The sequence below is a fragment of the Actinacidiphila sp. bgisy144 genome, assembly GCF_057708105.1.
Genome location: NZ_JBYIRM010000003.1, coordinates 89,599 through 113,283, shown reverse-complemented (window position 1 = coordinate 113,283; position 23,685 = coordinate 89,599). Strand labels below are relative to the sequence as shown.

General features: G+C 73.4%; 20 protein-coding genes. 13 read left to right on the top strand and 7 right to left on the bottom strand.

Annotated features, from left to right (window positions below):
• The 3 genes from AC3EVP_RS05090 to aceE all read right to left on the bottom strand — a co-directional run bounded on the left by AC3EVP_RS05090 (window position 1) and on the right by aceE (window position 5,454).
• Window positions 1-726, bottom strand: a complete 726-nt coding sequence (locus tag AC3EVP_RS05090) for a DUF4429 domain-containing protein (protein ID WP_335983203.1) — start codon at window positions 724-726, stop codon at window positions 1-3.
• 54 nt (window positions 727-780) lie between these two features.
• Complete coding sequence (locus tag AC3EVP_RS05085) at window positions 781-2,010, bottom strand: alpha/beta hydrolase (protein WP_435126536.1); 1,230 nt, start codon at window positions 2,008-2,010, stop codon at window positions 781-783.
• A gap of 696 nt (window positions 2,011-2,706) precedes the next feature.
• The gene (gene aceE, locus AC3EVP_RS05080; protein ID WP_435126533.1) at window positions 2,707-5,454 is read right to left on the bottom strand and encodes a pyruvate dehydrogenase (acetyl-transferring), homodimeric type; all 2,748 of its coding nucleotides are present in this window, start codon (window positions 5,452-5,454) and stop codon (window positions 2,707-2,709) included.
• A 458-nt stretch (window positions 5,455-5,912) separates the two neighbouring features.
• Here aceE and AC3EVP_RS05075 point away from each other — a divergent pair, with 458 nt between their 5' ends.
• The 8 genes from AC3EVP_RS05075 to AC3EVP_RS05040 all read left to right on the top strand — a co-directional run bounded on the left by AC3EVP_RS05075 (window position 5,913) and on the right by AC3EVP_RS05040 (window position 14,073).
• Entirely contained in the window at window positions 5,913-6,353 is a 441-nt protein-coding gene (locus tag AC3EVP_RS05075; protein WP_103883542.1) for a DUF3052 domain-containing protein, read from the top strand.
• Between the two features lie 172 nt (window positions 6,354-6,525).
• Window positions 6,526-6,984, top strand: coding sequence for a peroxiredoxin (locus tag AC3EVP_RS05070; RefSeq protein ID WP_435126529.1), 459 nt, complete (start codon window positions 6,526-6,528; stop codon window positions 6,982-6,984).
• A 103-nt stretch (window positions 6,985-7,087) separates the two neighbouring features.
• A complete protein-coding gene (locus AC3EVP_RS05065) occupies window positions 7,088-7,663 on the top strand; it encodes a TerD family protein (RefSeq protein WP_335981060.1) in 576 nt (191 codons plus the stop codon).
• 50 nt (window positions 7,664-7,713) lie between these two features.
• Window positions 7,714-8,289 carry a TerD family protein gene (locus tag AC3EVP_RS05060; RefSeq protein ID WP_335981061.1) on the top strand — a complete coding sequence of 192 codons (576 nt, stop codon included), beginning with the start codon at window positions 7,714-7,716 and terminating at the stop codon, window positions 8,287-8,289.
• Window positions 8,290-8,353: 64 nt separating this feature from the next.
• A complete protein-coding gene (locus AC3EVP_RS05055; RefSeq protein ID WP_435126524.1) occupies window positions 8,354-9,523 on the top strand; it encodes a DUF475 domain-containing protein in 1,170 nt (389 codons plus the stop codon).
• Between the two features lie 104 nt (window positions 9,524-9,627).
• Window positions 9,628-10,359 (top strand): TerD family protein, encoded by a 732-nt coding sequence (locus AC3EVP_RS05050; protein ID WP_335981063.1) that lies wholly within the window; start codon window positions 9,628-9,630, stop codon window positions 10,357-10,359.
• Between the two features lie 160 nt (window positions 10,360-10,519).
• A complete protein-coding gene (locus AC3EVP_RS05045; RefSeq protein WP_435126521.1) occupies window positions 10,520-12,544 on the top strand; it encodes a hypothetical protein in 2,025 nt (674 codons plus the stop codon).
• Window positions 12,541-14,073, top strand: a complete 1,533-nt coding sequence (locus AC3EVP_RS05040; protein WP_435126519.1) for a type 1 periplasmic-binding domain-containing protein — start codon at window positions 12,541-12,543, stop codon at window positions 14,071-14,073. The genes AC3EVP_RS05045 and AC3EVP_RS05040 overlap by 4 nt, the downstream gene beginning before the upstream one ends.
• A 33-nt stretch (window positions 14,074-14,106) precedes the next feature.
• Here AC3EVP_RS05040 and AC3EVP_RS05035 read toward each other — a convergent pair whose 3' ends face one another.
• On the bottom strand, window positions 14,107-15,048 hold the full coding sequence (locus tag AC3EVP_RS05035) for a TerD family protein (RefSeq protein WP_435126516.1): 942 nt from the start codon (window positions 15,046-15,048) through the stop codon (window positions 14,107-14,109).
• Between the two features lie 193 nt (window positions 15,049-15,241).
• On the opposite strand from AC3EVP_RS05035, the gene AC3EVP_RS05030 reads away from it, so the two are divergent.
• Genes AC3EVP_RS05030 through AC3EVP_RS05020 form a run of 3 tightly spaced genes read left to right on the top strand, consistent with a single transcriptional unit; the run spans window position 15,242 to window position 19,836 of the window.
• Window positions 15,242-16,414, top strand: a complete 1,173-nt coding sequence (locus AC3EVP_RS05030; RefSeq protein ID WP_335981067.1) for an HpcH/HpaI aldolase/citrate lyase family protein — start codon at window positions 15,242-15,244, stop codon at window positions 16,412-16,414.
• A gap of 39 nt (window positions 16,415-16,453) precedes the next feature.
• The gene (locus tag AC3EVP_RS05025; RefSeq protein ID WP_435126513.1) at window positions 16,454-19,006 is read left to right on the top strand and encodes a phosphoribosyltransferase; all 2,553 of its coding nucleotides are present in this window, start codon (window positions 16,454-16,456) and stop codon (window positions 19,004-19,006) included.
• Window positions 19,003-19,836, top strand: coding sequence for an HAD family hydrolase (locus AC3EVP_RS05020; RefSeq protein ID WP_435126510.1), 834 nt, complete (start codon window positions 19,003-19,005; stop codon window positions 19,834-19,836). The genes AC3EVP_RS05025 and AC3EVP_RS05020 overlap by 4 nt, the downstream gene beginning before the upstream one ends.
• Before the next feature lie 28 nt (window positions 19,837-19,864).
• On the opposite strand, the gene AC3EVP_RS05015 is transcribed toward AC3EVP_RS05020, so the two are convergent.
• From AC3EVP_RS05015 to AC3EVP_RS05005, 3 genes are all read right to left on the bottom strand, one after another.
• Window positions 19,865-21,166 (bottom strand): MFS transporter, encoded by a 1,302-nt coding sequence (locus AC3EVP_RS05015; RefSeq protein WP_435126507.1) that lies wholly within the window; start codon window positions 21,164-21,166, stop codon window positions 19,865-19,867.
• 77 nt (window positions 21,167-21,243) lie between these two features.
• Entirely contained in the window at window positions 21,244-21,912 is a 669-nt protein-coding gene (locus tag AC3EVP_RS05010) for a GntR family transcriptional regulator (protein ID WP_435126505.1), read from the bottom strand.
• Window positions 21,913-22,007: 95 nt separating this feature from the next.
• A complete protein-coding gene (locus AC3EVP_RS05005; protein ID WP_335981075.1) occupies window positions 22,008-22,643 on the bottom strand; it encodes a nucleoside/nucleotide kinase family protein in 636 nt (211 codons plus the stop codon).
• A gap of 67 nt (window positions 22,644-22,710) precedes the next feature.
• On the opposite strand from AC3EVP_RS05005, the gene AC3EVP_RS05000 reads away from it, so the two are divergent.
• Together AC3EVP_RS05000 and AC3EVP_RS04995 are read left to right on the top strand one after the other, a co-directional pair.
• Window positions 22,711-23,370 (top strand): O-methyltransferase, encoded by a 660-nt coding sequence (locus AC3EVP_RS05000; protein ID WP_435126501.1) that lies wholly within the window; start codon window positions 22,711-22,713, stop codon window positions 23,368-23,370.
• A 16-nt stretch (window positions 23,371-23,386) separates the two neighbouring features.
• Window positions 23,387-23,611 (top strand): FmdB family zinc ribbon protein, encoded by a 225-nt coding sequence (locus AC3EVP_RS04995; RefSeq protein WP_335981077.1) that lies wholly within the window; start codon window positions 23,387-23,389, stop codon window positions 23,609-23,611.
• Window positions 23,612-23,685: the final 74 nt, after the last annotated feature.

Here is a 23,685-nt window from a genome sequence, read left to right as displayed (position 1 = left end):
CTACGGGCGGACCCGGGCGGTGCGGATCGCGGCGAGCACGGCCGCGGCGAACGGCAGCGACTCGTGCACGGAGCCGTACCCGAGCCCGAAGACGACGCTGGCGGGGTCGCGGTCGGCGGCGGGCGGCGGCTCCGTCCGCTCCCGCGGCACCAGCCGCAGATGCCCGTGGACCTGCTCGGGCGAGCGCCACTCGACGCCGCTCAGCTCCTCGACCGGAAACGTCTGGTCCCCGGAGTTCCACTTGGCGGTGGACGCGCCGGTGCGGAACCAGTGGAAGCCGACCGTCCGGCCGTCGAACGTGGCCTTCGCGTCGTACGCCTTGAAGGAGCGCGGCGCCGAGGGGGCCGGGACGAGGAAGCGCGGGCCGGCCGGGTCGGTGCCGGCCGCGGCGGCGCGGACGGCGGCCAGCAGCACGTCCCGGGCGGTCTCGGCGAGCGACGCGCTCTGCTCGGGCAGCACCAGCCGGTAGGGGTCGGCGCTCTCCCGCAGTTGGCCGCCGGCGACCTCCATGAGCGGGTCGGCGCCCGGCCGCGGGGTCGCCCGCAGGACCAGGGTGCCGCGGCGGCCGGGCACCAGTTCCACGTCCGCCAGGGCCTCGTGCGGCACCCGCCGCTCACCGAGCGCCTGGAGCAGCCGCGACCCGCGCACCCCTCTGCTGTACCGGATCACCACGGCGTCGGGCTCGAACTCCCACACGGCGTTGCTCCCGGTCAGCGCTTCACCCATAAGGCTCAGCTTATGGCCGCCCCGGCCGCCTGTGTCCCTTATGCGCTACGCGCGTCACCAAAACAGGGGTGGGTTTTTCCGGGCGCCCATGACCCGGACAAGACCGCTGGTACGGGTGTTCCGGGTGGGGCGGATGATCTTCGAGTAGTCGCCCAGGGCGATCGCCGCGAAGTTGGTGAGGCTGGTCGTCCCGGGCACGAAGTAGCCGCCGTGCCCGTCGGCGCCCGCGGTGCTGACCACCCGGGCGCCGAAGCCGGCGGAGACCGGGTCGGTGCCGTGGCCGAGCCCGGCGAACTCCACGTGCGGCACCCCGCCGATCCAGTCCCCCGCGTCCCGGGCCGCCCACACCCGCGCGGTGGTGTGCAGGGCGGTGACGTCCCGGGCGCGCATGCCCGGGCTGCCCATGACGGCGATGTCGCGGACCCGCCCGGGCGGCAGGTGCGGCGCGGCCAGCCCGCACAGCACCGAGCCGTAGGAGTGGCAGAACAGCGCCACGTCGCGGCGGCGCGGGAGCCCGGCGAGCAGCGACTCCAGCCGGCCCGCGCCGCGCGCCGCGAGGGTGCCGGTGAAGGCGTCCAGGCCGATGCCGCGCGGGGCGGTGTACCCGGCCCACGCGATCACCGCGACGCGCGCGCCGGGCCGGGCGCGGCGCTCGGCCCCGTACAGCGCGCGGGCCATCCCGGCGGTGGCGGAGTACCGCTTGGCGTCGGCGCGTTCGAAGTCGGCCAGATCGGTGTCCACGCCGGGGACGACCACCGCGATCCGGTCCGCGGTGCGCAGGTCGCCCAGCACCTCCGCGACGCGCCCGCCCCCGGTCGGGTCGAACGCGAGGATCTGCCGCCGGCCCGCCAGGAGCGAGGTGTACCGGTCCGCCAGGTCCGCCATCGCGGTACGGCCCGCCGCGGTGAGTTGGTCGCTGTGCTGGTCCGCCCGGACCGCCGCACGCTGCCGCAGCAGCGCGAGCCGGTTGGCGCCGTAGCGCAGCGCCGGGTCCACGCCGTCCAGGTTGCCGACCACCAGCGGGTAGCGCCGCGCCAGCCCGAGGCGCTGGGCGCCGCTGAGCGAGGCGAAGAAACGGGCGACCGTACCGGGTGCCGCGTCCACGCCCGGCAGCCGCCTGGCCCCCACCGTGCCGTGCGCCCACGCTGCCAGCGCCGCCGCCATCGCGTCCCGCGCCGCCCGGGGCGACAGTGCCGACGTCCACCCCGTCGTCGTCAGCAGCACCACGACGACCACCAGCGCGAGCAGCGGCCGCACCACCCCGCGCCCCGGCCCGCCCCCCACGGCCCCCGGCGCCCCTGCCCCCGCCCCCGCCTGCGCCGGCACCCGGCTCCCCGCAACCACCACCGCCGCGCCGCCCCGCACCGTCACCCGCCCGATCCCCGTAAAATCACCTTCGCCCCTTTCGTCCCCGGATGCTACGACACCCCACCCCCCGCCCCCTCACATCCACCCCCACCCCGGCGGGTCCCCGTGTCGGCCAATGTCCGTGGGCGCGCGGGCGGGCTTTTCAGGGGCGCGGGGAACTGCGCGAGCAACCGTCCACCGTCGGATGGTCCGGGCACAGCCGTTGCCACCCCGCCGTGGCGGGCTTTTCAGGGGCGCGAGGAACTGCGCGAGCAACCGGCCACTGCCGGAAGGTCCGGGAGCACTGGGCGCCGCCCCGCGCGTGGCGGCTTTTCAGGGGCGCGAGGAAACTGCGCGAGCAACCGGCCACTGCCGGAAGGTCCGGGAGCACTGGGCGCCGCCCCGCGCGTGGCGGGCTTTTCAGGGGCGCGGGGAACTGCGCGAGCAACCGTCCACCGGCAGAAGGTCCGGCACCCTCCGTTGCCGCCCCGCGCGGGCGGACCGCTGGGGCGCGGGCACCCCCTTCCGTTGCCGCCTACCCGGGCGGATCAGGGCGCCGCCGAACGCGGAAGGCCCGCACCGGGCGAACCGGTGCGGGCCTTCACATGTGATCGGCTGAAGCCGAGCGCAGCGCTACGCGTCGCCGCCCGCGGCACCCGGATGAGCCGCGGAAGCGTCGAGCAACTGGTACCGGTCCACCGCCTGCTTGAGCGCGGAGCGCTCCACCTTCCCCTCGGCCGCCAACTCCGTGAGCACCGCCAGCACCACCGACTCCGCGTCGATGTGGAAGAACCGCCGCGCCGCCCCCCGCGTGTCGGCGAAGCCGAACCCGTCGGCACCGAGCGAGGAGTACCGCCCGGGCACCCACCGCGCGATCTGGTCCGGCACGGACCGCATCCAGTCCGAGACGGCCACGAACGGCCCCTGCGCCCCGGACAGCTTGCGGGTCACCCACGGCACCCGCTGCTCCTCCTCGGGGTGCAGCAGGTTGTGCTCCTCGACCGCCACGGCCTCGCGCCGCAGCTCGTTCCAGGAGGTGGCGGACCACACGTCGGCCCGTACGTTCCACTCCTCCGCGAGGATGCGCTGAGCCTCCAGCGCCCACGGCACCGCCACCCCGGACGCGAGGATCTGCGCGGGGATCTCCCCGGCGCTGCCGGACCGGAAGCGGTGCACCCCCTTGAGGATGCCCTCGACGTCCACGTCGGCCGGCTCGGCGGGGTGCTGGATCGGCTCGTTGTAGACCGTGAGGTAGTAGAAGACGTCCTCGCCGGGCTTGCCGTCCGCGGTCTCCCCGTACATCCGGCGGAGCCCGTCCTTGACGATGTGCGCGATCTCGAAGGAGTACGCCGGGTCGTACGCGACGCACGCCGGGTTCGTGGAGGCCAGCAGCTGGGAGTGGCCGTCGGCGTGCTGGAGCCCTTCACCCGTGAGGGTGGTCCGCCCGGCGGTCGCCCCGAGCACGAAACCGCGCGCGAGCTGGTCGGCCATCTGCCAGAACTGGTCACCGGTGCGCTGGAACCCGAACATCGAGTAGAAGACGTACACCGGGATCAGCGGCTCGCCGTGGGTGGCGTACGCCGACCCGGCGGCGATCAGCGACGCGGTGCAGCCGGCCTCGGAGATGCCGTCGTGCAGCATCTGCCCGGTCGGCGACTCCTTGTACGCGAGCAGCAGCTCGCGGTCCACCGACTCGTACTGCTGGCCGAGCGGGTTGTAGATCTTCGCGCTCGGGAAGAACGCGTCCATGCCGAACGTGCGGTACTCGTCGGGCGCGATCAGCACGAAGCGCTTCCCGATCTCCTTGTCCCGCATCAGGTCCTTCAGGATGCGGACGAAGGCCATCGTGGTGGCGATCGACTGCTGGCCCGAGCCCTTCCGCGCGGCCGCGTACGCCTTGTCGTCGGGCTGCGGCAGCGGCTTGGCGCGCACGATCCGGGTCGGCACGTAGCCACCGCAGGCCTTGCGGTGGTCGTGCATGTACTGGATCTCCTCGGAGTTCCGGCCCGGGTGGTAGTAGGGCGGGTACCCCTCGTCGAGCTGCTTGTCGGTGATCGGCAGGTGCAGCCGGTCCCGGAAGCCCTTGAGGTCGTCGACGGTGAGCTTCTTCATCTGGTGGGTCGCGTTGCGGCCCTCGAAGTTCGGGCCCAGCGTCCAGCCCTTGATGGTCTGCGCGAGGATCACCGTCGGCTGGCCCTTGTGCTCCAGGGCGGCGGTGTAGGCGGCGAAGACCTTGCGGTGGTCGTGGCCGCCGCGCCCGAGGTGCAGGATCTGCTCGTCGGTGAGGTGCTCCACCATCTTCCGCAGCCGCTGGTCGCCGCCGAAGAAGTGCTCGCGGATGTACCCGCCGGTCTCGGTGGCGTACGTCTGGAACTGGCCGTCCGGCGTGGTGTTCATCTTGTTGACCAGCAGGCCGTCGCGGTCCTGGGCCAGCAGCGGGTCCCAGGAGCGGTCCCAGACCAGCTTGATGACGTTCCAGCCGGCGCCGCGGAACTGCGACTCCAGCTCCTGGATGATCTTGCCGTTGCCGCGCACCGGGCCGTCGAGCCGCTGGAGGTTGCAGTTGACCACGAAGGTCAGGTTGTCCAGGCCCTCGCGGGCGGCGATGGACAGCTGGCCCAGCGACTCCGGCTCGTCCATCTCGCCGTCGCCGAGGAACGCCCACACGTGCGACTTGGAGGTGTCGGCGATGCCGCGCGCCTCCATGTAGCGGTTCATCCGCGCCTGGTAGATCGCGCTGAGCGGGCCCAGGCCCATCGAGACGGTCGGGAACTCCCAGAAGTCCGGCATCAGCCGCGGGTGCGGGTAGCTGGACAGGCCGTCGGGGGCCTTCGACTTCTCCTGCCGGAACGCGTCGAGCTGCGCCTCGGTGAGCCGGTCGAGCAGGAAGGCGCGGGCGTAGATGCCCGGGGAGGCGTGGCCCTGGAAGAAGACCTGGTCGCCGCCGAGGCCGTCGTCCTTGCCGCGGAAGAAGTGGTTGAAGCCCACGTCGTACAGCGACGCGGAGGACGCGAAGGTCGCGATGTGGCCGCCGACGCCGATACCGGGGCGCTGCGCGCGGGAGACCATCACCGCGGCGTTCCACCGGGTGGCGTTGAGGATCTTGCGCTCGATCTCCTCGTTGCCGGGGAAGAAGGGCTCGTCCTTGGTGGCGATGGTGTTGACGTAGTCGCTGCTGCGCATCTCAGGGACCGCGACGCGCTTCTCGCGGGCCCGCTCGATCAGGCGGAGCATCAGGTAGCGGGCGCGCTCCCGGCCCCGCTCGTCGATGGCCGCGTCGAGCGAGTCGAGCCATTCCGCCGTTTCCTCGGGATCGAAATCCGGGACCTGGCTGGGAAGGCCGCCAATGATGATCGGGTTGCGATCTGATCCGGAAGCCACGCTGTTCCTTCGCTCACTAGGCTGCTACGGGATGGGTACGAGGTGTCGCCGGGCGTGATCGGACGGCCGCGATCGGCCGCCGGTGCCCTGTCCATCGTGTACCGCGGCCGTTCGGTACGTCATCTCTACCGGGCGGTAACCCCAGGTGGACGGCCAAATCCGAACTCTACGCCCACTCGGACGTACGACCGACTCCCGGGCCAACACTCTGCAAAACGGGCAACCCCGGCGGATGCCGACGATCTGCGTCACCATGGGAGGGTGCGCACGGCGACAAGGCGGCGGGGAACTTGCCATGAAGACGGTCGAATCGTCACTGTTTCGGCGGTCTCGTACGGCGGGTACTTGCGCGATCCGCCCCGCCCGTGTGGACTACCGCCAATAAGCTCGCACCGTCGCGGGCACATACAGACCATGAAGACCCGCACGACATCAGTGCCCATGACAGGAGGCAAAGCGTGAGCGCGACCGCGGACCACGCGGAGGAGCGGACCAACCCGGCGAGCCGGCTTGGTTTCGAGCCCGGACAGGTGGTCCAGGAGCTCGGGTACGACGAGGATTGCGACCAGGAGCTTCGCGAGGGGATCGAGGAGCTCACGGGTGAGGAGCTCGCCGACGAGGAGTACGACGACGTGCCCGACGCCGTCCTGCTGTGGTTCCGCGAGGACGACGGCGACCTCACCGACGCGCTCGTCGACGCCACGTCGACGATCGACCCCGGCGCCCCGATCTGGCTCATGACCCCGAAGACCGGGCGTGACGGCCACGTCGAGCCGAGCGAGATCGGTGAGGCGGCGCAGACCGCGGGGCTGGCGCAGACCAGCAGCGTGAACGCCGCGAAGGACTGGACGGGCAGCCGTCTGGTGACGCCGAAGGCAGCGAAGGCCGGCAAGCGCTGAGGGCGCTCCCGGCACGGGAGTACGGTGCCGCGCCGTAGTGGGTTGCGGCCCGTTCCCGGCTGCCCCGCCGTCGTGGCTGGTCGCGCAGTTCCCCGCGCCCCTACTGTGTGCGGCTTCTCCGTGCAGGGGCGGGGGGACCGTATGGCCGTTTTGTGGAGAGAGCTGCCTGGGCATGCATGATCTCGCGGGGGAGCCCGCTCCGGACTTCCGGTTGAAGGACCAGCACGGCCGTGCCGTGGGTTTGGCGGACTTCAGGGGCCGCAGGAACGTGCTGCTGATGTTCTTCCCGTTCGCGTTCACGAGTGTGTGCTCCGGCGAACTTCGGGCGATCCAGCAGGAGTTGGACCTGTTCCAGGGTGAGGACACCCAGGTCCTGGCGGTGTCGTGCGACTCGATGCACGCGCTGCGCGCCTTCTCCGACGCCGAGGGCCTGGACTTCCCGCTGCTGAGCGACTTCTGGCCGCATGGCGTGGTGTCCCGTGCCTACGGCGTCTTCGCCGAGGACAAGGGCTGTGCGCTGCGCGGCACGTTCGTGATCGACCGCGGGGGTACGGTGCGCTGGACCGTGGTGAACGGCCTGCCGGACGCACGCGATCTCGACGAGTACCGGAAAGCCCTGTCCGCGCTGTGACGGCATCGGGAACGTGTCACTAGGCTCTGGACGTTGATCCAGGACCGCAGTACACAACGACCCACACCGTACCGACGGGCGGGGAAACCGAACGGGAGGACTCGTGGGAGTCAGCCTCAGCAAGGGTGGCAACGTCTCGCTGACGAAGGAGGCGCCCAACCTCACGGCGGTCGTCGTCGGCCTGGGATGGGACGCCCGGACCACCACCGGCAGCGACTTCGACCTCGACGCCAGCGCGCTGCTCACCGACGAGCAGGGCAAGGTCCTTTCCGACCAGCACTTCGTCTTCTTCAACAACCTCAAGAGCCCGGACGGCTCGGTCGAGCACACCGGCGACAACCTCACCGGTGACGGCGAGGGCGACGACGAGGTGATCAACGTCAGCCTGGCCACGGTGCCGGCGAACGTGGCGAAGATCGTCTTCCCCGTGTCGATCTACGACGCGGAGCCGCGCCAGCAGAGCTTCGGCCAGGTGCGCAACGCCTACATCCGCGTGGTGAACGCGGCCGACGGCAGCGAACTGGCGCGCTACGACCTGACCGAGGACGCCTCCACCGAGACCGCGATGGTCTTCGGCGAGCTGTACCGGCACGGCGCGGAGTGGAAGTTCCGCGCCATCGGCCAGGGCTACGCCTCGGGGCTGCGCGGCATCGCCCAGGACTTCGGCGTCAACGTCTGACCACCGCCACCAGGCTTGCCCACACCACGTGTGAGGGGGAAAGGACCACGATGGGCGTCACGCTCGCCAAGGGGGGCAACGTCTCCCTGTCCAAGGCCGCGCCGAATCTCACCCAGGTGCAGATCGGCCTCGGCTGGAGGGCCCGCTCGACCACCGGCGCCGACTTCGACCTGGACGCCAGCGCGCTGCTGTGCTCCGGCGGCCGGGTGCTGGGGGACGAGTACTTCGTCTTCTACAACAACCTCAAGAGCCCGGAGGGCTCGGTCGAGCACACCGGCGACGACCTGACCGGCGGCAGCGGCGGCGACGACGAGACGATCCTGGTCGACCTCACCACGGTGCCCGCCAACGTCGACAAGATCGTCTTCCCGGTGTCGATCTACGACGCCGACGCCCGGGTGCAGACCTTCGGCCAGGTCAGCGACGCCTACATCCGCGTGCTCAACCAGTCCGACGGCGCGGAACTGGCGCGCTACGACCTGACCGAGGACGCCTCCACCGAGACGGCGATGATCTTCGGCGAGCTCTACCGCTACAACGGCGAGTGGAAGTTCCGTGCAGTCGGCCAGGGGTACGCCTCCGGACTGCGCGGGATCGCCCTAGACTTCGGGGTCAACGTTTCGTAAAGCCGCGCGCCCGCGCGGGGGACCCTTGGGCTCAAGGGATCACAAGGGATTGGGTGGGAAGCACGTGCTCCTCAAGACATTCGGCTGGTCGCTCGGCATCACTGCCGTCGGCCTGGCCCTCGCCGGCGTCCTCTGGGGAGGCAAGGGCCTCGCCATCGTGGCGATCCTGTCCGTCCTGGAGATCTCGCTCTCGTTCGACAACGCGGTCATCAACGCGGGAATCGTCCGGAAGCTGAATCCTTTCTGGCAGCGGATCTTCCTGACCGTCGGTGTGCTGATCGCCGTCTTCGGCATGCGGCTGGTCTTTCCGATCGTCATCGTGGCCGTCACCGCGAAGCTCAGCCCGTGGGAGGCGGTGCGGATCGCGGTCAACGACCACGACCGCTACGAGAACCTCGTCACCAACGCCCACCCGGCGATCGCGGCCTTCGGCGGCATGTTCCTGTTGATGATCTTCCTCGACTTCATCTTCGAGGACCGGGAGATCACCTGGCTGTCCTGGCTGGAGAAGCCGCTCGCCAAGCTCGGCAAGCTGGACATGCTGTCGGTGGTGGTCGCCATGGTCGCCCTGGTGATCGCCGGCACCACGGTCGCGGACTCGGTGCCGCTGCACGGCGGGCACGGCACGGTCGACAAGGCCGAGACGGTGCTGCTGGCGGGCGTGGCCGGCCTGATCACCTACCTGGTGGTCGGCGGCATCTCCGGCTTCTTCGAGGAGCGCCTCGAGGACGAGGAGGAGGGCGACGAGGACGGCGAGCCCGAGATCGAGGTCGCCAAGGCGCCGTCGGGCGGCAGCGGCGCGAGCCTGGTGCGCAGCGTCGGACTGGCCGGCAAGGCCGCGTTCTTCATGTTCCTCTATCTGGAAGTGATCGACGCGTCGTTCTCCTTCGACGGCGTCATCGGCGCCTTCGCGATCAGCAACGACATCTTCGAGATCGCGCTGGGCCTGGGCATCGGCGCGATGTACATCCGGTCGCTCACGGTCTTCCTGGTCCGCAAGGGCACCCTGGACGACTACGTGTACCTGGAGCACGGCGCGCACTACGCGATCGGCGCGCTGGCGGTCATCCTGCTGGTCACCATCAAGTACGAGGTCAGCGAGGTCATCACCGGCCTGGTCGGCGTTGTCCTGATCCTGGCGTCGTACTGGTCGTCGGTGGTACGCAACCGCCGTCTCGGGGAAGACTCCGGGCAGTCGGACGACGACAAGGCGGAAGTCACGTCCGGGGTCTGACCCCGGCCGCGCACCCGCCGCTGCCCCCGCCCTCCGGCGGGGGCAGCGGCGTGTGCGCGCGGTGGCGGCCACGGCCGAGAGCAACTAGGGGAGGACGGACCACAATGTCCTGGTGGCGGTTCCTGCGGCCCAACGGCCCGGACCAGTTCGACGTGACCAACGCGCACGTGGTGGAGCTCACCAAGCGGCGGCCGGAGCTGTCGCTCACCAAGCAGGGCGCCGCGGTCGGCAACATGCGGGTGAACCTGTCCTGGCAGATGCGGCCGTCCGACACCGGGGACTGGGCGACCGACCGGGGCGGCTTCCTGCGCCGCCAGATCGACGTGTTCAAGCCACGTATCGTGCAGGCGGCCGGGCCGGCGATGGTCAACGTGGACCTGGACCTGGCGTGCCTGTACGAACTCGCCGACGGCACCAAGGGCGTGGTGCAGCCGCTCGGCGGCTTCCACGGCGACCTGGACGGGCCGCCGTACATCCAGATGTCCGGCGACGACCGGTTCGGCGGCACCTCGGGCGAGACGATGTACATCAACTTCGACAAGCGCGAGGAGTTCAAGCGCCTGCTGGTGTTCGTGTACATCTACGACGGCACGCCCGCGTTCGACCGCACCCACGCGAAGGTGGAGATCTTCCCCGGGTCGGGGCCGCGGATCGAGATCCCCCTCACCGAGCGGGAGCCGCAGGCGCGTTCGTGCGCGGTGGTGCTGATAGAGAACCGCAAGGACGAGATGGTCGTACGCCGCGAGGTGCGGTACGTCTACGGTTTCCAGGCCGAGATCGACCGGCTCTACGGCTGGGGCCTGCAATGGGGGCGCGGCTACAAGTCCAAGGTCTAGAACTCCTGTTCAGCCCTTTTCGCGGCACGCGGTAGGCGTCCGACGGCTTGCCCGAGGCATGTGCCAGTACCGGGGAATGTCCCAAGTCGCTTGCGTACTGCGGGAATTGGGGCATTGTGGTGTGCCACCACAGGCATGGCGCGGTGCACGGGGGGTTGACATGCCCGAATGGCCTGGCCGGTCCGCGCGGGACCGGCGCATCCTCACCTACCTCGGGTCCCGGCTGATCCTCGACGACCCGGGCGTGGTCGTGCCGCTGCCCGCGGTGCTGCTGCTGGGCCCCCGGGGCAGCGGCAAGACCACGACGCTGGGCGTCGTGGCGGAGTGGGGCCGGGCGCACCCGTGCGCGGGCCTGGACCTGGAGGCCATGCGGCGCGGCGGCGCGACCGTCTTCGACGTCCTGGTGGACCTGGCGTTCCAGTTGCAGGAGCACAAGGAGGGCTTCCGCCCGCTGCACTTCCCGTCCTTCACGCTGCTGCTGATGTCGCTGCGGGCGTCGGTCGAGACCGAGGACATGGACCGGGCGGTCCGCGAGATGCGCGCGCTGCTCCTCCAGGGCTCGAGCGGGCAGGGATACGACCCGGAGTCCCTGGAGTCGTTCATCGAGGGCGTGGCCACGGCCGTCGGCGGCCTGCCGGTCGCCTGGATCGCCCAGATCCTCCCCGGCATCACCTTCGCCCGGCGGTTCCGGGCGCGGTGGGGGCTGCACCGGCGGATCGGCAACGCCGCGGCGGCGGTGGGCACCCCGCGGGCGGGCGCGGGGTTCCTGGTCCGCGCCAACCGGCTCTACCACGGCGACCCGGTGCAGCGCCGCAGGGTCGAGGGGATGCTCTTCGCCGCCTTCCGGGCCGACCTGGTCGCCGCCTACGCCACCACCCGGCACCGGCGCACCTCCGCCTGCCTGATCACCCTCGACAACGTGGACACCGAACTCGGCGACGCGCTGCTGGAGTTGCTGCTCGCCGCCCGGGAGGAGCCGGGCGCGGCCCCCGACCCGCTGCTGGTGGTCGCGGCCGCCCGCCGGGCGCCGGGCGAGCTGATCGGGGCGGGCGGCGCGACGGTGTCGCCGTCCGATGACGCCGCGAGCTGGGCCGGCGGCGCCTTCACCCCGGTGCGCACCGGCCGGCTGCACGTCGGCCGGCTGCGGGACCTGGACGCCGGGGAGGTGGAGGCGCACGCCAAGCGGCTGCTGCGGGCCCTGCCGGATGACGACCAGCCCGCGGTGGCCCGCGCGTCGGCGTGGCTGGGCTGGAACGTGTACGCCGCGACCCGCGGCCAGCCCGCCGCCACCGGCGCCCTGCTCGACGCGCTGGGCCGGTTCCCGGCCGCCACGCCCTGGGCGGAGCGGCTGGAGCGCTGGCCGCAGCTCCCGGTCCGGCCGGTGCCCGGCCGGGACGAGGCGGGCGGCCTGCCGACCGTGGCCGAGTCGGTGCTCGACGTGCTGCTCGCGGACTGCGACACCGGACTGCGCCGGGTGCTGCCGCGCGCGGCGGCCGCCGCCTCCCATGTGCAGGCCGAGGCCGCGCCGGGGCTGTGGGCGGGTGTGTCGGGCGTGCAGCAGCGGGCGTTCGCCACCCATGGCGAGGTCGCCTTCCACCCGGCGGCGCGCTACCTGCTGCTGCGCCGGCTCGACGCGGACCGCAACGCGCGCGGCGCCGCCTCCTGGGACGGCGCGCACACGGCGCTGGGCGCGGCGGCGCTGGAGGAGGAGGGCGCCTCGGGCGAGAGCACCGGGCGCACCCTCGCCTACCACAGCCTGGCCCGCGGCGACCTGGCAGCGGCGGCGGACTACCTGCGCGGGCGCTTCCCGCCCGTGACGCCGGCCGACGCCTGGTGCCGGGACCTGTCCTACCTCCAGCGCGCCCCCGCCCGGTGGCACGAGGGCCGGATCGAGCCGGCCGAGGACCGCTACGAGCGGCTGGTCGGCGACCCGCCGGGCGACGAGGCGCGGCGCGCCGTCGTCCGGCTGCTGGCGGCCGGCTGGATCACCGCGCACCCGGGCAGCGACCCGTACGCGCGGCTGTACGAGGACCCGTTCGGCGATCCGTTCGCCGAGCTGTACGACGACATCGCGCACGAGTTCCGCAACCTGCGGGACGTCCGGGGCATCGGCGCCGCCGCCCGGGCGGTGTTCGCGGCCAGGGCCAGGGAGTACGACGAGCTCTACAGGGGGAAGCCGTGGTGAACGGCGCAGTGCCACCGTCCGATCCGGACGACAGGATCGAGGGGCCCGCGGTGCCGCCGTCCCCGCCGCGCAGGTGGCCGCGGGTCGCCGTCGCGGTGGCCGCCGCCCTGGTGCTGGTGGCCGCGGTCCTCGCCGTGGTGCACGTGGTGCGCGACCACGACTGCGCCACCGACGGCACGAAGGTGGGCGGCGAGTGCATCGGCGTCAGCGACGGCTCGTACTCCTTCGAGTCCTCCCTCACACCGGTCATGGACCGGATCAAGGAGGCGAACCGCGCGGTCGTGAAGTCCGGCAAGCCGTGGGTGGACGTCGCCTATGTGGAGCCGATCACCAAGGAGCAGGACCAGGAGTCCGTCAAGTACGGCATCCGCAAGGAGTTGGAGGGCGCCTACCTCGCCCAGCAGCAGCTGAACGACGTGCAGTTGGGCGGGCACGGCGAGGTGCCGCAGATCCGGCTGCTGGTCGCCAACTCCGGGCTGCGCTCGGAGCAGTGGCAGAAGCTGTCGCAGGTGCTGATCCGGCGGTCGCAGCGCAAGGACCACCCGCTGGTCGGGGTCGCCGGGTTCGGCCAGAGCCGCGACGGGACGCTGGACCTGGTGCGGGCGCTGCGGGCGGCGAAGGTGCCGATGATGGGCGCCACGGTGACCGCCGACGGCCTGACCGACCCGGACGAGGTCGGGTTCTTCAGCGTCTCCTCGCCCAACTCCGCCCAGGTCAGCGCCGCGGTGAAGTACCTCAAGCAGCAGCAGGACAAGACCGCCGGCTACACGGTCGCGGTGGTCCGCGACCGCAACCAGCAGGACATCTACAACACCTCCCTCTACAGCGACTTCACCCGGGACGCCGCGGCGCGCCGGCTCGCCCTGGACGGCGGCGACCTGGAGTACGTCTCGGGCATCGACGGCGTCAGCAACGCCATGTCCGCGGTCGCCGACCGGGTGTGCGACAAGCACCCCGACGCGGTCTACTTCGCCGGCCGCGGCGCCAACCTGCGGGACTTCATCGTCGCGATGGCGGCGCCCGACCGCAGGTGCGAGGTCACGGTGCTCACCGGGGACGACGCGGTCGGCGTCTACTACGACGGCTCGGCGTCGGCGGCCACCAAGGAGCAGTTCGCGCAGGACTGGCGGACCAGCCGGGTGACGGTGCTCTACACCGCGCTCGGCCACCCCGCCCTGCCCGGCGTGGTCTACCCCGCGGCCAAGGACCCGTATCCCGCCTTCCGGGACCTGTACCACCAGCAGTTCGGCGGCAGCGGGGACACCGAGCTCCAGGACGGGCAGGTGATACTGGGCCACGACGCGGTGTGGACGCTGGGCGAGGCGATCCGGGAGGCGGCCGGCCCGGCCGGCACCGTGCCGGTGACCGCGGGCAGCACGCTCAACGGCCTGGTCGGCGGGAACGACGTGACCGGGGTGAGCGGCCCGATCCGGCTGGGCCCGGACGGCGACCCGCAGGACAAGCCGATCGCGCTGGTGCGGCTGGAGACCGACGGGCACTACGACTTCCAGCAGGTCGTCACGCCGTGACCGCGGCTCCGGGGTGTCCCCGGAGAGCGCTGCTCAGGCGTTCTGGAACTGCGGGCCCTGCGGCGGCAGCGTGAAGTGGCCGTCGGGCGCCGGGGGAGCCGCCGGCGCGGCGGGCGGCGCGGCCACCGGCTGCGGGTAGCCGTACGCCGGGTACGCCGGCTGGGGCTGCTGGTGGACCACCGGCTGCTGCGCCGGCGGGGGCGGCACGGCCGGGGCGACCGGCTGCGGGTAGCCGTAGGCGGGCTGGGCGGGCACGTGGGAGGGGTAGGGGGCCGCCAGCGGGTAGCCGTAGGCCCCGGAGGGCTCCGGGGCCGCCACGGTGGGCCCTGCGGGCGCGGGGTAGCCGCCGGTGGGGCCGGGCGCGGGCAGCGCGGCGGTGGGGCCCGCGGCGGCGGTGGCGCCCTGCGGCGGTGCGGCGGGGTCCGGCTCGCCGTCGTCGACCGCGATGCCGTACTCCGTGGCGAGGCCGACCAGGCCGGTGGCGTACCCCTGGCCGAGCGCGCGGAACTTCCAGCCGGCGCCCTTGCGGTACAGCTCGCCGCAGATCAGCGCGGTCTCGTGGCCGGTGTCGGGCACCACGTCGAAGGTGACCAGCGGCGCGGCGTGCTGCGGGCCGGCCGCGTCGTAGAGCGCCAGCACCAGGCCGGGGACCTGCCGGAACGGCCCGCCGTCGCACGAAGCGGCGACCACCACCCGGGCCACCTCCGGGTCGAGCGCGGCCAGATCGACCTCCACGGTGTCGGTCAGGCCCTCCGGGACGCGCTGCTTGGGCAGATGCCGGGCGACGCCCGAGGGGTGCCGCGGGGCGTTGTAGAAGACGAAGTCGGCGTCGGAGCGCACCCGGCCGCCGGAACCGAGCAGCAGCACGGAGGCGTCGACATCCGGGGCCCCCGGCGCCGGGCTCCAGCGGAGCACCGCCCGGATGCCCGAGGCGTCCAGCGGGATGTTCGAGCCCTTCACCATCACGTGCGTCATGACCGCCATCCTGCCCGCCCGGCGGGGCGGCCCACAACGCCGCGGGCGCGCACGGCGGCGGACACCCGGCCGACCGCCACCGGTTACCTGTTTGTCACGCGCGGTGGGAACCTTTACGTCGGGGATGTACGTACGATAATCGGCCACGCGATTGACGCCTGTCCTCGCGGCTATGACGGTGAAAGGGGGGCGTGTGCGACACTTCGGGCACCTTGCGTCGGATCTCAGGGGTGAACTTTTCCACCGGGAACCTCAGGAGTTCGCCGCCGATTCGCCCGGGCAGGTCCTCGCGACCGCCCTGGGCGCCACGCTCTACTCGCCGGCGACCCGCCCGCACCTCGCCGACGACGTGCTCAAGCAGGCCGCCCGCGGTGTGGTCTCCATGGTGCTGTGCCTGGAGGACTCCATCGACGACCGCGACGTCGAGGCGGGCGAGGCCAACCTCGTCCGGCAGTTCGCCGACCTCGCCGCCCGCCCCGGCGCCGAGCGGCTGCTGCCGCTGCTGTTCATCCGGGTCCGCACCCCCGCGCAGATCACCGACCTGGTCGCCCGGCTGGGCGGCACCGTACGGCTGCTGTCCGGATTCGTACTGCCGAAGTTCACCGAGGAGAGCGGCGTCCCCTTCCTGGAGGCGCTCGCCGCCGCCGAGGGCGCCTCCGGCCGGCGGCTGTTCGCCATGCCGGTCCTGGAGTCCCCGGAGCTGATGCACCTGGAGAGCCGGGTGGAGACGCTGCACGGCATCTCCCGCACCGTCGACAAGTACCGCGACCGGGTGCTCGCGCTGCGGCTGGGCGTCACGGACTTCTGCTCCTCCTACGGCCTGCGCCGCGCCCCGGCGATGACCGCCTACGACGTGCAGATCGTCGCCGCCGTCATCGCCGACGTCGTCAACGTGCTGGGCCGCGCGGACGGCAGCGGGTTCGTGGTCACCGGCCCGGTGTGGGAGTACTTCCGGCACCACGAGCGGATGTTCAAGCCGCAACTGCGCCGCAGCCCGTTCACCCCCGAGGCGGAGGACCTGCGCGACACGCTCATCCAGCAGGACATGGACGGCCTGCTGCGCGAGATCGAACTGGACCGCGCCAACGGCCTGCTCGGCAAGACCTGCATCCACCCCAGCCACGTGCCGGTGGTCAACGCGCTGAGCGTGGTCACCCACGAGGAGTACTGCGACGCCGCCGACATCCTGCACGAGGACCGCAGCGGCGGCGGGGTGCTCCGCTCCGCCTACACCAACAAGATGAACGAGGTGAAGCCGCACCGGGCCTGGGCCGAGCGCACCTTGCGCCGCGCCGAGGTCTTCGGAGTCGCCCGCGAGGACATCGGCTTCGTGGAACTGCTCGCCGCGAGCCTGCCCCCCGCCTGACCGGCGCCCGCCGCCCCGTCACCGAAGGACACCCGCCTGATGCCCGACAACACGCCCCGGACCGGGCCCCACCCGCCCTGGACCGGGCAGTGGGTGGCCGACCGCCTCGGCGTCACCCTGCACGGCGACCGCCTGACCGACCTGCTCGGCCTGGCGCTGCGGCGCAACCCCAAACGGGCCCACCTGCTGGTCTCCAACGTGCTCGGCAAGCACGTCCCGCAGGACCCCCGCACCGTCTACGGCCACGCCCACGCGCTCGGCGTGCGGGTACGGGAGCTGCTGGGGCCCGACGAGGCGGCGCGCGCGGTCGTGCTCGGCTACGCCGAGACCGCCACCGGCCTCGGCCACGCGGTCGCCGACGGCCTCGGCCCCGCGCCCTACCTGCACTCCACCCGCCGCGCGGTGCCCGGCCTGACCCCGCAGGGCGGGTTCGAGGAGGAGCACAGCCACGCCACCTCCCACCTGCTGCTGCCCGAGCAGCCCGACCTGCTGGCCGGCCCTGGCCCGCTGGTGCTGGTCGACGACGAGTTCTCCACCGGCCGCACCATCCGCAACACCATCGCCGCCCTGCACGCCCGGCACCCGCGCGAGCGCTACGTCGTGGTCGCCCTGACCGACATGCGCTCGGCCGCCGACCGCGACGCGCTGCGCGCCTTCGCCGCCGCACTGCCCGCGCGCGTCGACGTGGTGGCCCACGCCACCGGAAGCGTCAGCCTGCCGGACGGGGTGCTCGGCAAGGGCCAGGAGCTGGTCGCCGCCCACAGCGCGGCCGACGAGGTGCCCGCACCCGGCCCCGGGCCGGCCGCCGGCCGCCGCGTCTCCCGGGTGCCGCTCGACTGGCCCGCGGGCCTGCCCGACGGCGGACGGCACGGCTTCCTGCCCGGGCACGCCGGGCAACTGGACCGCGCGCTGCCCGCGATGGGCGCGCGACTCGCCGACGCGCTGCCGCCGGCCGCGACCAGCGTCCTCGTCCTGGGCAACGAGGAGCTGATGTACGCGCCGCTGCGGCTCGCCCGGGCGCTCCAGGACACCCTGGAGGCGCGGGCGCACGGCAGCACCCCGGCCGCCGTCCGCTACTCCACCACCACCCGCTCCCCGGTGCTGGCCGTCGACGACCCGGGGTACGCCATACGCAGCCGGATCGTCTTCCCCGCCCACGACGACCCGACGGATGCGGGCAGCACCGACCGGTTCGCGTACAACGTGCGCGGGTTCGACGCGGTGGTGTGCGTGGTGGACTCCGCCGGGGACACCCCCGCCCTGCACGCGCCCGGCGGGCTGCTGGACCGGCTCGCCGCCGCCACCGACGCGGTCCTGCTCGCGGTGGTGCCGTCCTACCGACCGAACGGAACCCCGCAACCGATGAGCTCGCCGCACGCCTCGCAGACCCCGCACCCCATGGCCGACCTCGGCCTGGCCGAGCCGCTGCGGGGGCCGGAGTTCTCCTCCTACGCGCCCGAGGAGGTCGGCTGGCTGCTCAAGGACCTCTCCGGCGTCGAGCTGGAGGCACCCGTCGAGGAGCGCGAGGAGGCCGTCCAGAACGGCGGCGCGCACTACGCCGAGTCACTGCCGGTGGAGTACCAGCCCAGCCCGGAGTACCAGGAGCTGTTCCGCTCGGCGCTGGACGCCTCGGCGCTGCGGATCGCCCGCGCGGTGGGCACCGTCACCGAACTGGTGCTGGCCGAGCGCGGCCCGGACGCCGTGCTGGTCTCGCTCGCCCGCGCCGGCACCCCCGTCGGCGTGCTGATGCGCCGCTGGGCGCAGCACGCGCACGGACTGCGGCTGCCGCACTACGCGGTCTCCATCGTCCGCGGCCGCGGTATCGACGCCAACGCGCTGCGCTGGCTGGCCGCCCACCACGACCCGGCCGACGTGGTGTTCGTCGACGGCTGGACCGGCAAGGGCGCCATCACCCGCGAACTCGCCGCCGCCGTGGCGGAGTTCGAGGCCGCGGCCGGGACGGCGCCGGTCGGCCGCGCGGTCGGCCGCTTCGACCCGGAGATCGCGGTCCTCGCCGACCCCGGCGGCTGCGTGCGGACCTACGGCACCCGCGACGACTTCCTGGTCCCCTCCGCCTGCCTCAACTCCACCGTCTCCGGGCTGGTCTCCCGCACGGTCCTGCGGGACGGCCTGATCGGCCCCCGGGACTTCCACGGCGCCAAGTTCTACCGCCAGTTGCGGGACTCCGACGTCTCCGCGCTCTTCCTCGACACCGTCACCGCCGCCTTCGACGCGGTCGGCGACGGCGTCGCCGAGGACGTCAAGGCGCTGCGCGCGCAGGACCGTTCGCCGACCTGGGCCGGCTGGGCCGCGGTCGAGCGGATCAGCGAGGAGTACGGCATCGGCGACGTCAACCTCGTCAAGCCCGGCGTCGGCGAGACCACCCGGGTGCTGCTGCGCCGGGTGCCGTGGAAGATCCTCGCCCGGCGCGGCGCGGGCGCGGACCTGGAGCACGTACGCCTGCTCGCTGCCCAACGCGGCGTGCCCGTCGAGGAGGTGGACGACCTGCCGTACACCTGCGTCGGCCTGATCCACCCGCGCTACACGCGCGGCGCCACCGGGGCGGACGGCAAGGCGGTGGGCGCGAAGTGACCCGCACACCGGCGCCCGCGCCGCACCGCACCGTGGTCGCCAGCGACCTGGACCGCACCCTGGTGTACTCCGCCGCCGCGCTGGCCCTGGCCATGCCCGACGAGCACGCGCCGCGGCTGCTGTGCGTCGAGGTCCACGAGGCCAGGCCGCTGTCCTACCTCACCGAGACCGCCGCGCGGCTGCTGGTCGAACTCGCCGACACCGCGCGGTTCGTGCCCGCCACCACCCGCACCCGCAAGCAGTACCGGCGGATCAGGCTGCCCGGGCGGGTGCCGCGGTACGCGATCTGCGCCAACGGTGGCCACCTGCTGGTCGACGGGCGCACCGACCACGACTGGCACGACGAGATGCGGCGCCGGCTCGCCGACGGCTGCGCGCCGCTGGCCGAGGTCCGCGCGCACCTGGCCGCCACCTCCGACCCGGAGTGGCTGCGCAAGGAGCGGATCGCCGAGGACCTGTTCGCCTACCTGGTGGTCGACCGCGAACGGCTCCCGGCCGGCTGGGTGAAGGAACTCGCGGCCTGGGCCGAGCCGCTCGGCTGGACCGTCTCGCTCCAGGGCCGCAAGATCTACGCGGTGCCCAAGCCGCTGCGCAAGTCCGCCGCGCTGGCCGAGGTCGTCCGGCGCACCGGCGCCGAACGGGTGCTCGCCGCCGGCGACTCCCTCCTGGACGCCGACCTGCTGGACGCCGCCGACGTCGGCTGGACCCCCGGGCACGGCGAGCTGGCCGACACCGGGTGGACCGCGCCCCATGTCACCGCGCTCCCCACCGTCGGCGTGGCCGCCGGCGAGGAGATCGTGCGCCGCATGCTGGAGCGCCTGGCCCGGTGAACCCCTCCCGTGCTCCGGCGGCGCTACCTCAACGTGTCGCCGGAGTACGGGCGTTGGTGACGATGACCGCCAGGCAGCCGACCGCGAGCACCGCCAGCGCGCACAGCATCACGGCGTAGCCGACGAGCGGAGAGGCGGCCGCCAGCACCGTCGGCAGCAGGAACCCGGCGTACGCGGCCGCGTAGTACACCCCCGTCAGCCCCGCCAGGTCGTCGGGCCGGGCGATGCGCTGGATCTCCACCAGCCCGGAGACGATCGCGATGCCGTAGCCCGCGCCCAGCACCAGCGCACCGGCCGGCGCCAGCCACGGCGAGCCGGTCACCGCGACCAGCGCGCACACCGCCATGCCCAGTGCCATCAGCACCATCGCCACCGACATCGCCGCCACCGTCGAGCGCGCCCCCAGCCGCTTGGCGAACGGCTGCACCACCGCCCCCATGCCCAGCGTCAGCACGGTCAGCGCGGTGGCGTACGCCAGCCCCCAGTCGCCCAGCCGCGCGTCCACCAGCTGCGGCGTCACGGCGTACGCGATGCCCGCCGACCCGAACACCCAGGGCGCCAGCGGCAGTACGACCCGCAGGAAGCGGCGGTGCCCCGCCGCCGGGACCCGCAGGTCCGCCAGCAGCCCGCCCGGCGCCGCCCCGCCCGCCGCCGGTGCGCGGGTCTCCGGCGCCCGCAGCATCACCTCCAGCAGCACCGCCCCCACGGCCACATGGACCAGGAACGGCAGCGCCGTCGGCCACGGCCCCCACTGCGCCAGCGCCCCCGCCACGCCCGGCCCGACCCCGAAGCCCACGGTCAGCGCGAGCGAGCTGCGCCGCGCCCCGGCCCCCGCGTCGGCGGCCGGATCGTAGGGCCCCTGCGACAGTTCCTTCACCCAGCTCGACCCCACGGCCATCGCGATCCCCACCGCGGCGCCGGTCAGCAGCCGCCCGGCCACGAGCGGGGCGAGGCCGAGCGAACCGGCCGCCAGCACCGCGCTGGCCAGCAGCGACAGCAGCGTGCCCGCGATCATCAGCGGCCGCCGCCCCCACCGGTCGGAGAGCGGGCCGCCGATCATCAGGCCGGGTATGAGCCCGACGACGTAGGCGCCGAGCAGCGCGTCGACGACGACCGTCGAGTAGCCGTCGGTACGGCGGTACATCAGCAGGAGCGGGGTGAACTGGTTGCCGCCCCACCCGCACGCGACGAGCCCGGCGGCGGCCTGCCGCCAGCCCCGCGCGCTCCCGGCGCTTCCGGTGGGGCGGGTCAGGGCGGTACGGGGGCCGGGGGAGGAGGCGGTGCCGGCGGTGGAAGCGGTGTCGGCGGTGGGGGCGGTGGGGGCGGTCACCGTGGTGGTCCTTTCCGCGCCGCGGCCCCGGGGTCCGGGGCCGGCGGGCGTGGGTGGCGCGGTCTGCGGGGGCGGCGTCAGCGGCCGGTGCCGTCGAGGGCGCGGTGGGTGTCGTCGAGGTGGCGGCGCAGGGCGGCGGCGAAGGCGGACTCGTCCCGGGCCGCGATGTGGCCGACCAGGGCCTCGTGCTCCCGGGCGAGCACGCTCAGCCGGTCCGGGCGCGGCCGCAGCGCGTGCACGGCCATCCGCCGCTGGCGGTCGCCTAGCGAGGCGTAGAACCGCTCGGCGAGGGTGTTGCCGGACGCGGCGACGATCGCGAGGTGGAACGCCTGGTCGAGGCGGGTGAACGTGTCGACGTCCAGGTCCCGGGCGGGGGCCGCCTGCTCCGCCAGGCAGCCGCGGAGCCGGCCGACCGCGTCGGCGAGCGCGCCGTCGTCCGCCGCCAGCAGCCGGCGCACCGCCGCGCACTCCAGCGCCTCGCGCACCTCCAGCACGTTGGCCGCCTCGTGCGGCGGCACCGGGACGACGACAGCGCCCCGCTTGGGGATCAGCCGCAGCAGCTCCTCGCCCTCCAGCCGCAGGAAGGCGGCCCGCACCGGGGTGCGGCTCAGGCCGATCCGGTCGGCGACCTCGACCTCGCTGATCAGGCTGCCGCCGGGCAGGTCACCGGCGAGGATGCGCTCCTTGGTGTCGGCGTAGGCCCGTTCGGCCGCGGAGGGGGAGGCGCCGGGGCGCGGGTTGTCCATGCATGCACCCTAGCATGGATACATGTAGCAGCCATGAGTTGCTGGCGGGCGGCCATGGCTGCTGACGGGCCTCCCGGGTGACTCCGGCGATCGGCTCAGGCGCCGCGTTCCGCCGCGACCACGCGGGAGCAGCGGGCGCGGCCCGCCTCGGCCCGGCGGGCGTTGGGCCGCTCGCTGTCGGCGATGAAGGCGGCCGCCTCGTCCTGCGAGCGCCCGCCCCGTACGTGCCGGTGCAGCAGCCGGCGCTCCCGCAGCCGCTGGGGCGTGTCCACGTACCACAGGTCGTCCAGCAGGTCGCGGATCTCGGACCAGCCGTCCGCGTCGTCGGCCAGGTAGTTCCCCTCGGTGACCACCAGCCGTACGGCCGCGGGCACCACCAGCTCGGCGGCGACCGGCTCGTCCAGGCGCCGGTCGAACCCGGGCGCGTAGACCGGCCCGGTGCGGGGCGTCGCGCGCAGGCGCCGCAGCAGGTGCAGATAGCCGTCGACGTCGAACGTCTCCGGCGCGCCCTTGCGCCCGCGCAGCCCCAGCCGGTCCAACTGGGCGTTGGACAGGTGGAACCCGTCCATCGGCACGTACGACGCCGTGTCCGGGCCGAGTCGGCCGTTGACCCCGCTGACCAGCCGCTGCGCGAGCGTCGACTTCCCGGCGGCGGGCGGGCCGGCCAGCCCCAGCAGCAGCCTGCGACCTGGAATGCTGGGCACCATGGCGACCACGTCATCGACGAGCATCCGGCCAGCCTAGGCCAGCGCCGACCGGGTCAGGCCAGAGCTTCACACCCCCGACGGGAGACGAGCGTTGTACGAGACGAAGAACCCGCAGCTCACGCCGGAGCTCTACGCGTACGTCCTGGCGCACAATCCGCCGCTGAGCCCCACCCAGCGCGCCCTGGTGGACACCACGCACCGGCAGTACGCCGACGTCGCCGGGCTCCAGACCGCCGAGGAGCAGGGCGCCCTGCTGGCGTTCCTGGTCCGGCTCACCGGCGCCCGCCGGATCGTGGAGGTGGGCACGTTCACCGGCTTCTCCACCCTCTCGATGGCCGCGGCCCTCCCCGCCGGCGGGCAGGTCATCGCCTGCGACGTCTCCGAGGAGTGGACCTCGGTCGGGCGCGCCGCCTGGGCCGACGCCGGCGTCGCCGACCGCATCGACCTGCGGATCGCCCCCGCGATCGAGACCCTCCGCGCCCTGCCCGACGGCCCCTGGATCGACCTCGCCTTCCTCGACGCCGACAAGGGGTCCTACGTCGACTACTGGGAGGAACTGGTGCCCCGCATGACCCCCGGGGGCCTCCTCGTCGTGGACAACACCCTCTTCCACGGCGACGTCACCGACCCGGCCAAGGGCGGCGGCGCCGCCGCGATCCGCGCCTTCAACGACCACGTACGCGCCGACGACCGCGTCGACGACGTCCTCCTCACCATCGCCGACGGCACCACCCTCGCCCGCAGGCTCTGACGGCTACTCTGAAGCCATGCCCCGTTACGAGTACCGCTGCAAGGCCTGCGGCTTCACCTTCGAACTCCGCCGCCCCATGTCCCAGTCCGACGCCCCGGCCCCCTGCCCCCGCGGCCACGCCGACACGGTCAAACTCCTCTCCACCGTCTCCGTCGCCTCCTCCTCCACACCCGCCTCCGGCGGAGGCGAAGCCGGCGCGGCAGCCTCCGGCGGCTGCTGCGGAGGCGGCTGCTGCGGCTGACCCTCCGGGGCGCCGCGGCGTGCCCGGGTGGGTCCCGGGCGTGCCCAGGGGCGCGGGGAACGGCGCGACCAGCC

What these genes read in the sequence shown, in the direction of transcription:
- AC3EVP_RS04995 (WP_335981077.1), top strand. Translation starts at nt 23,387, where the DNA reads ATGCCCCGTTACGAGTACCGCTGCAAGGCCTGCGGCTTCACCTTCGAA.
- AC3EVP_RS05035 (WP_435126516.1), bottom strand. Translation starts at nt 15,048, where the DNA reads ATGACGCACGTGATGGTGAAGGGCTCGAACATCCCGCTGGACGCCTCG.
- AC3EVP_RS05045 (WP_435126521.1), top strand. Translation starts at nt 10,520, where the DNA reads ATGCCCGAATGGCCTGGCCGGTCCGCGCGGGACCGGCGCATCCTCACC.
- AC3EVP_RS05050 (WP_335981063.1), top strand. Translation starts at nt 9,628, where the DNA reads ATGTCCTGGTGGCGGTTCCTGCGGCCCAACGGCCCGGACCAGTTCGAC.
- AC3EVP_RS05010 (WP_435126505.1), bottom strand. Translation starts at nt 21,912, where the DNA reads ATGGACAACCCGCGCCCCGGCGCCTCCCCCTCCGCGGCCGAACGGGCC.
- AC3EVP_RS05070 (WP_435126529.1), top strand. Translation starts at nt 6,526, where the DNA reads ATGCATGATCTCGCGGGGGAGCCCGCTCCGGACTTCCGGTTGAAGGAC.
- AC3EVP_RS05060 (WP_335981061.1), top strand. Translation starts at nt 7,714, where the DNA reads ATGGGCGTCACGCTCGCCAAGGGGGGCAACGTCTCCCTGTCCAAGGCC.
- AC3EVP_RS05025 (WP_435126513.1), top strand. Translation starts at nt 16,454, where the DNA reads ATGCCCGACAACACGCCCCGGACCGGGCCCCACCCGCCCTGGACCGGG.
- AC3EVP_RS05005 (WP_335981075.1), bottom strand. Translation starts at nt 22,643, where the DNA reads ATGCTCGTCGATGACGTGGTCGCCATGGTGCCCAGCATTCCAGGTCGC.
- AC3EVP_RS05090 (WP_335983203.1), bottom strand. Translation starts at nt 726, where the DNA reads ATGGGTGAAGCGCTGACCGGGAGCAACGCCGTGTGGGAGTTCGAGCCC.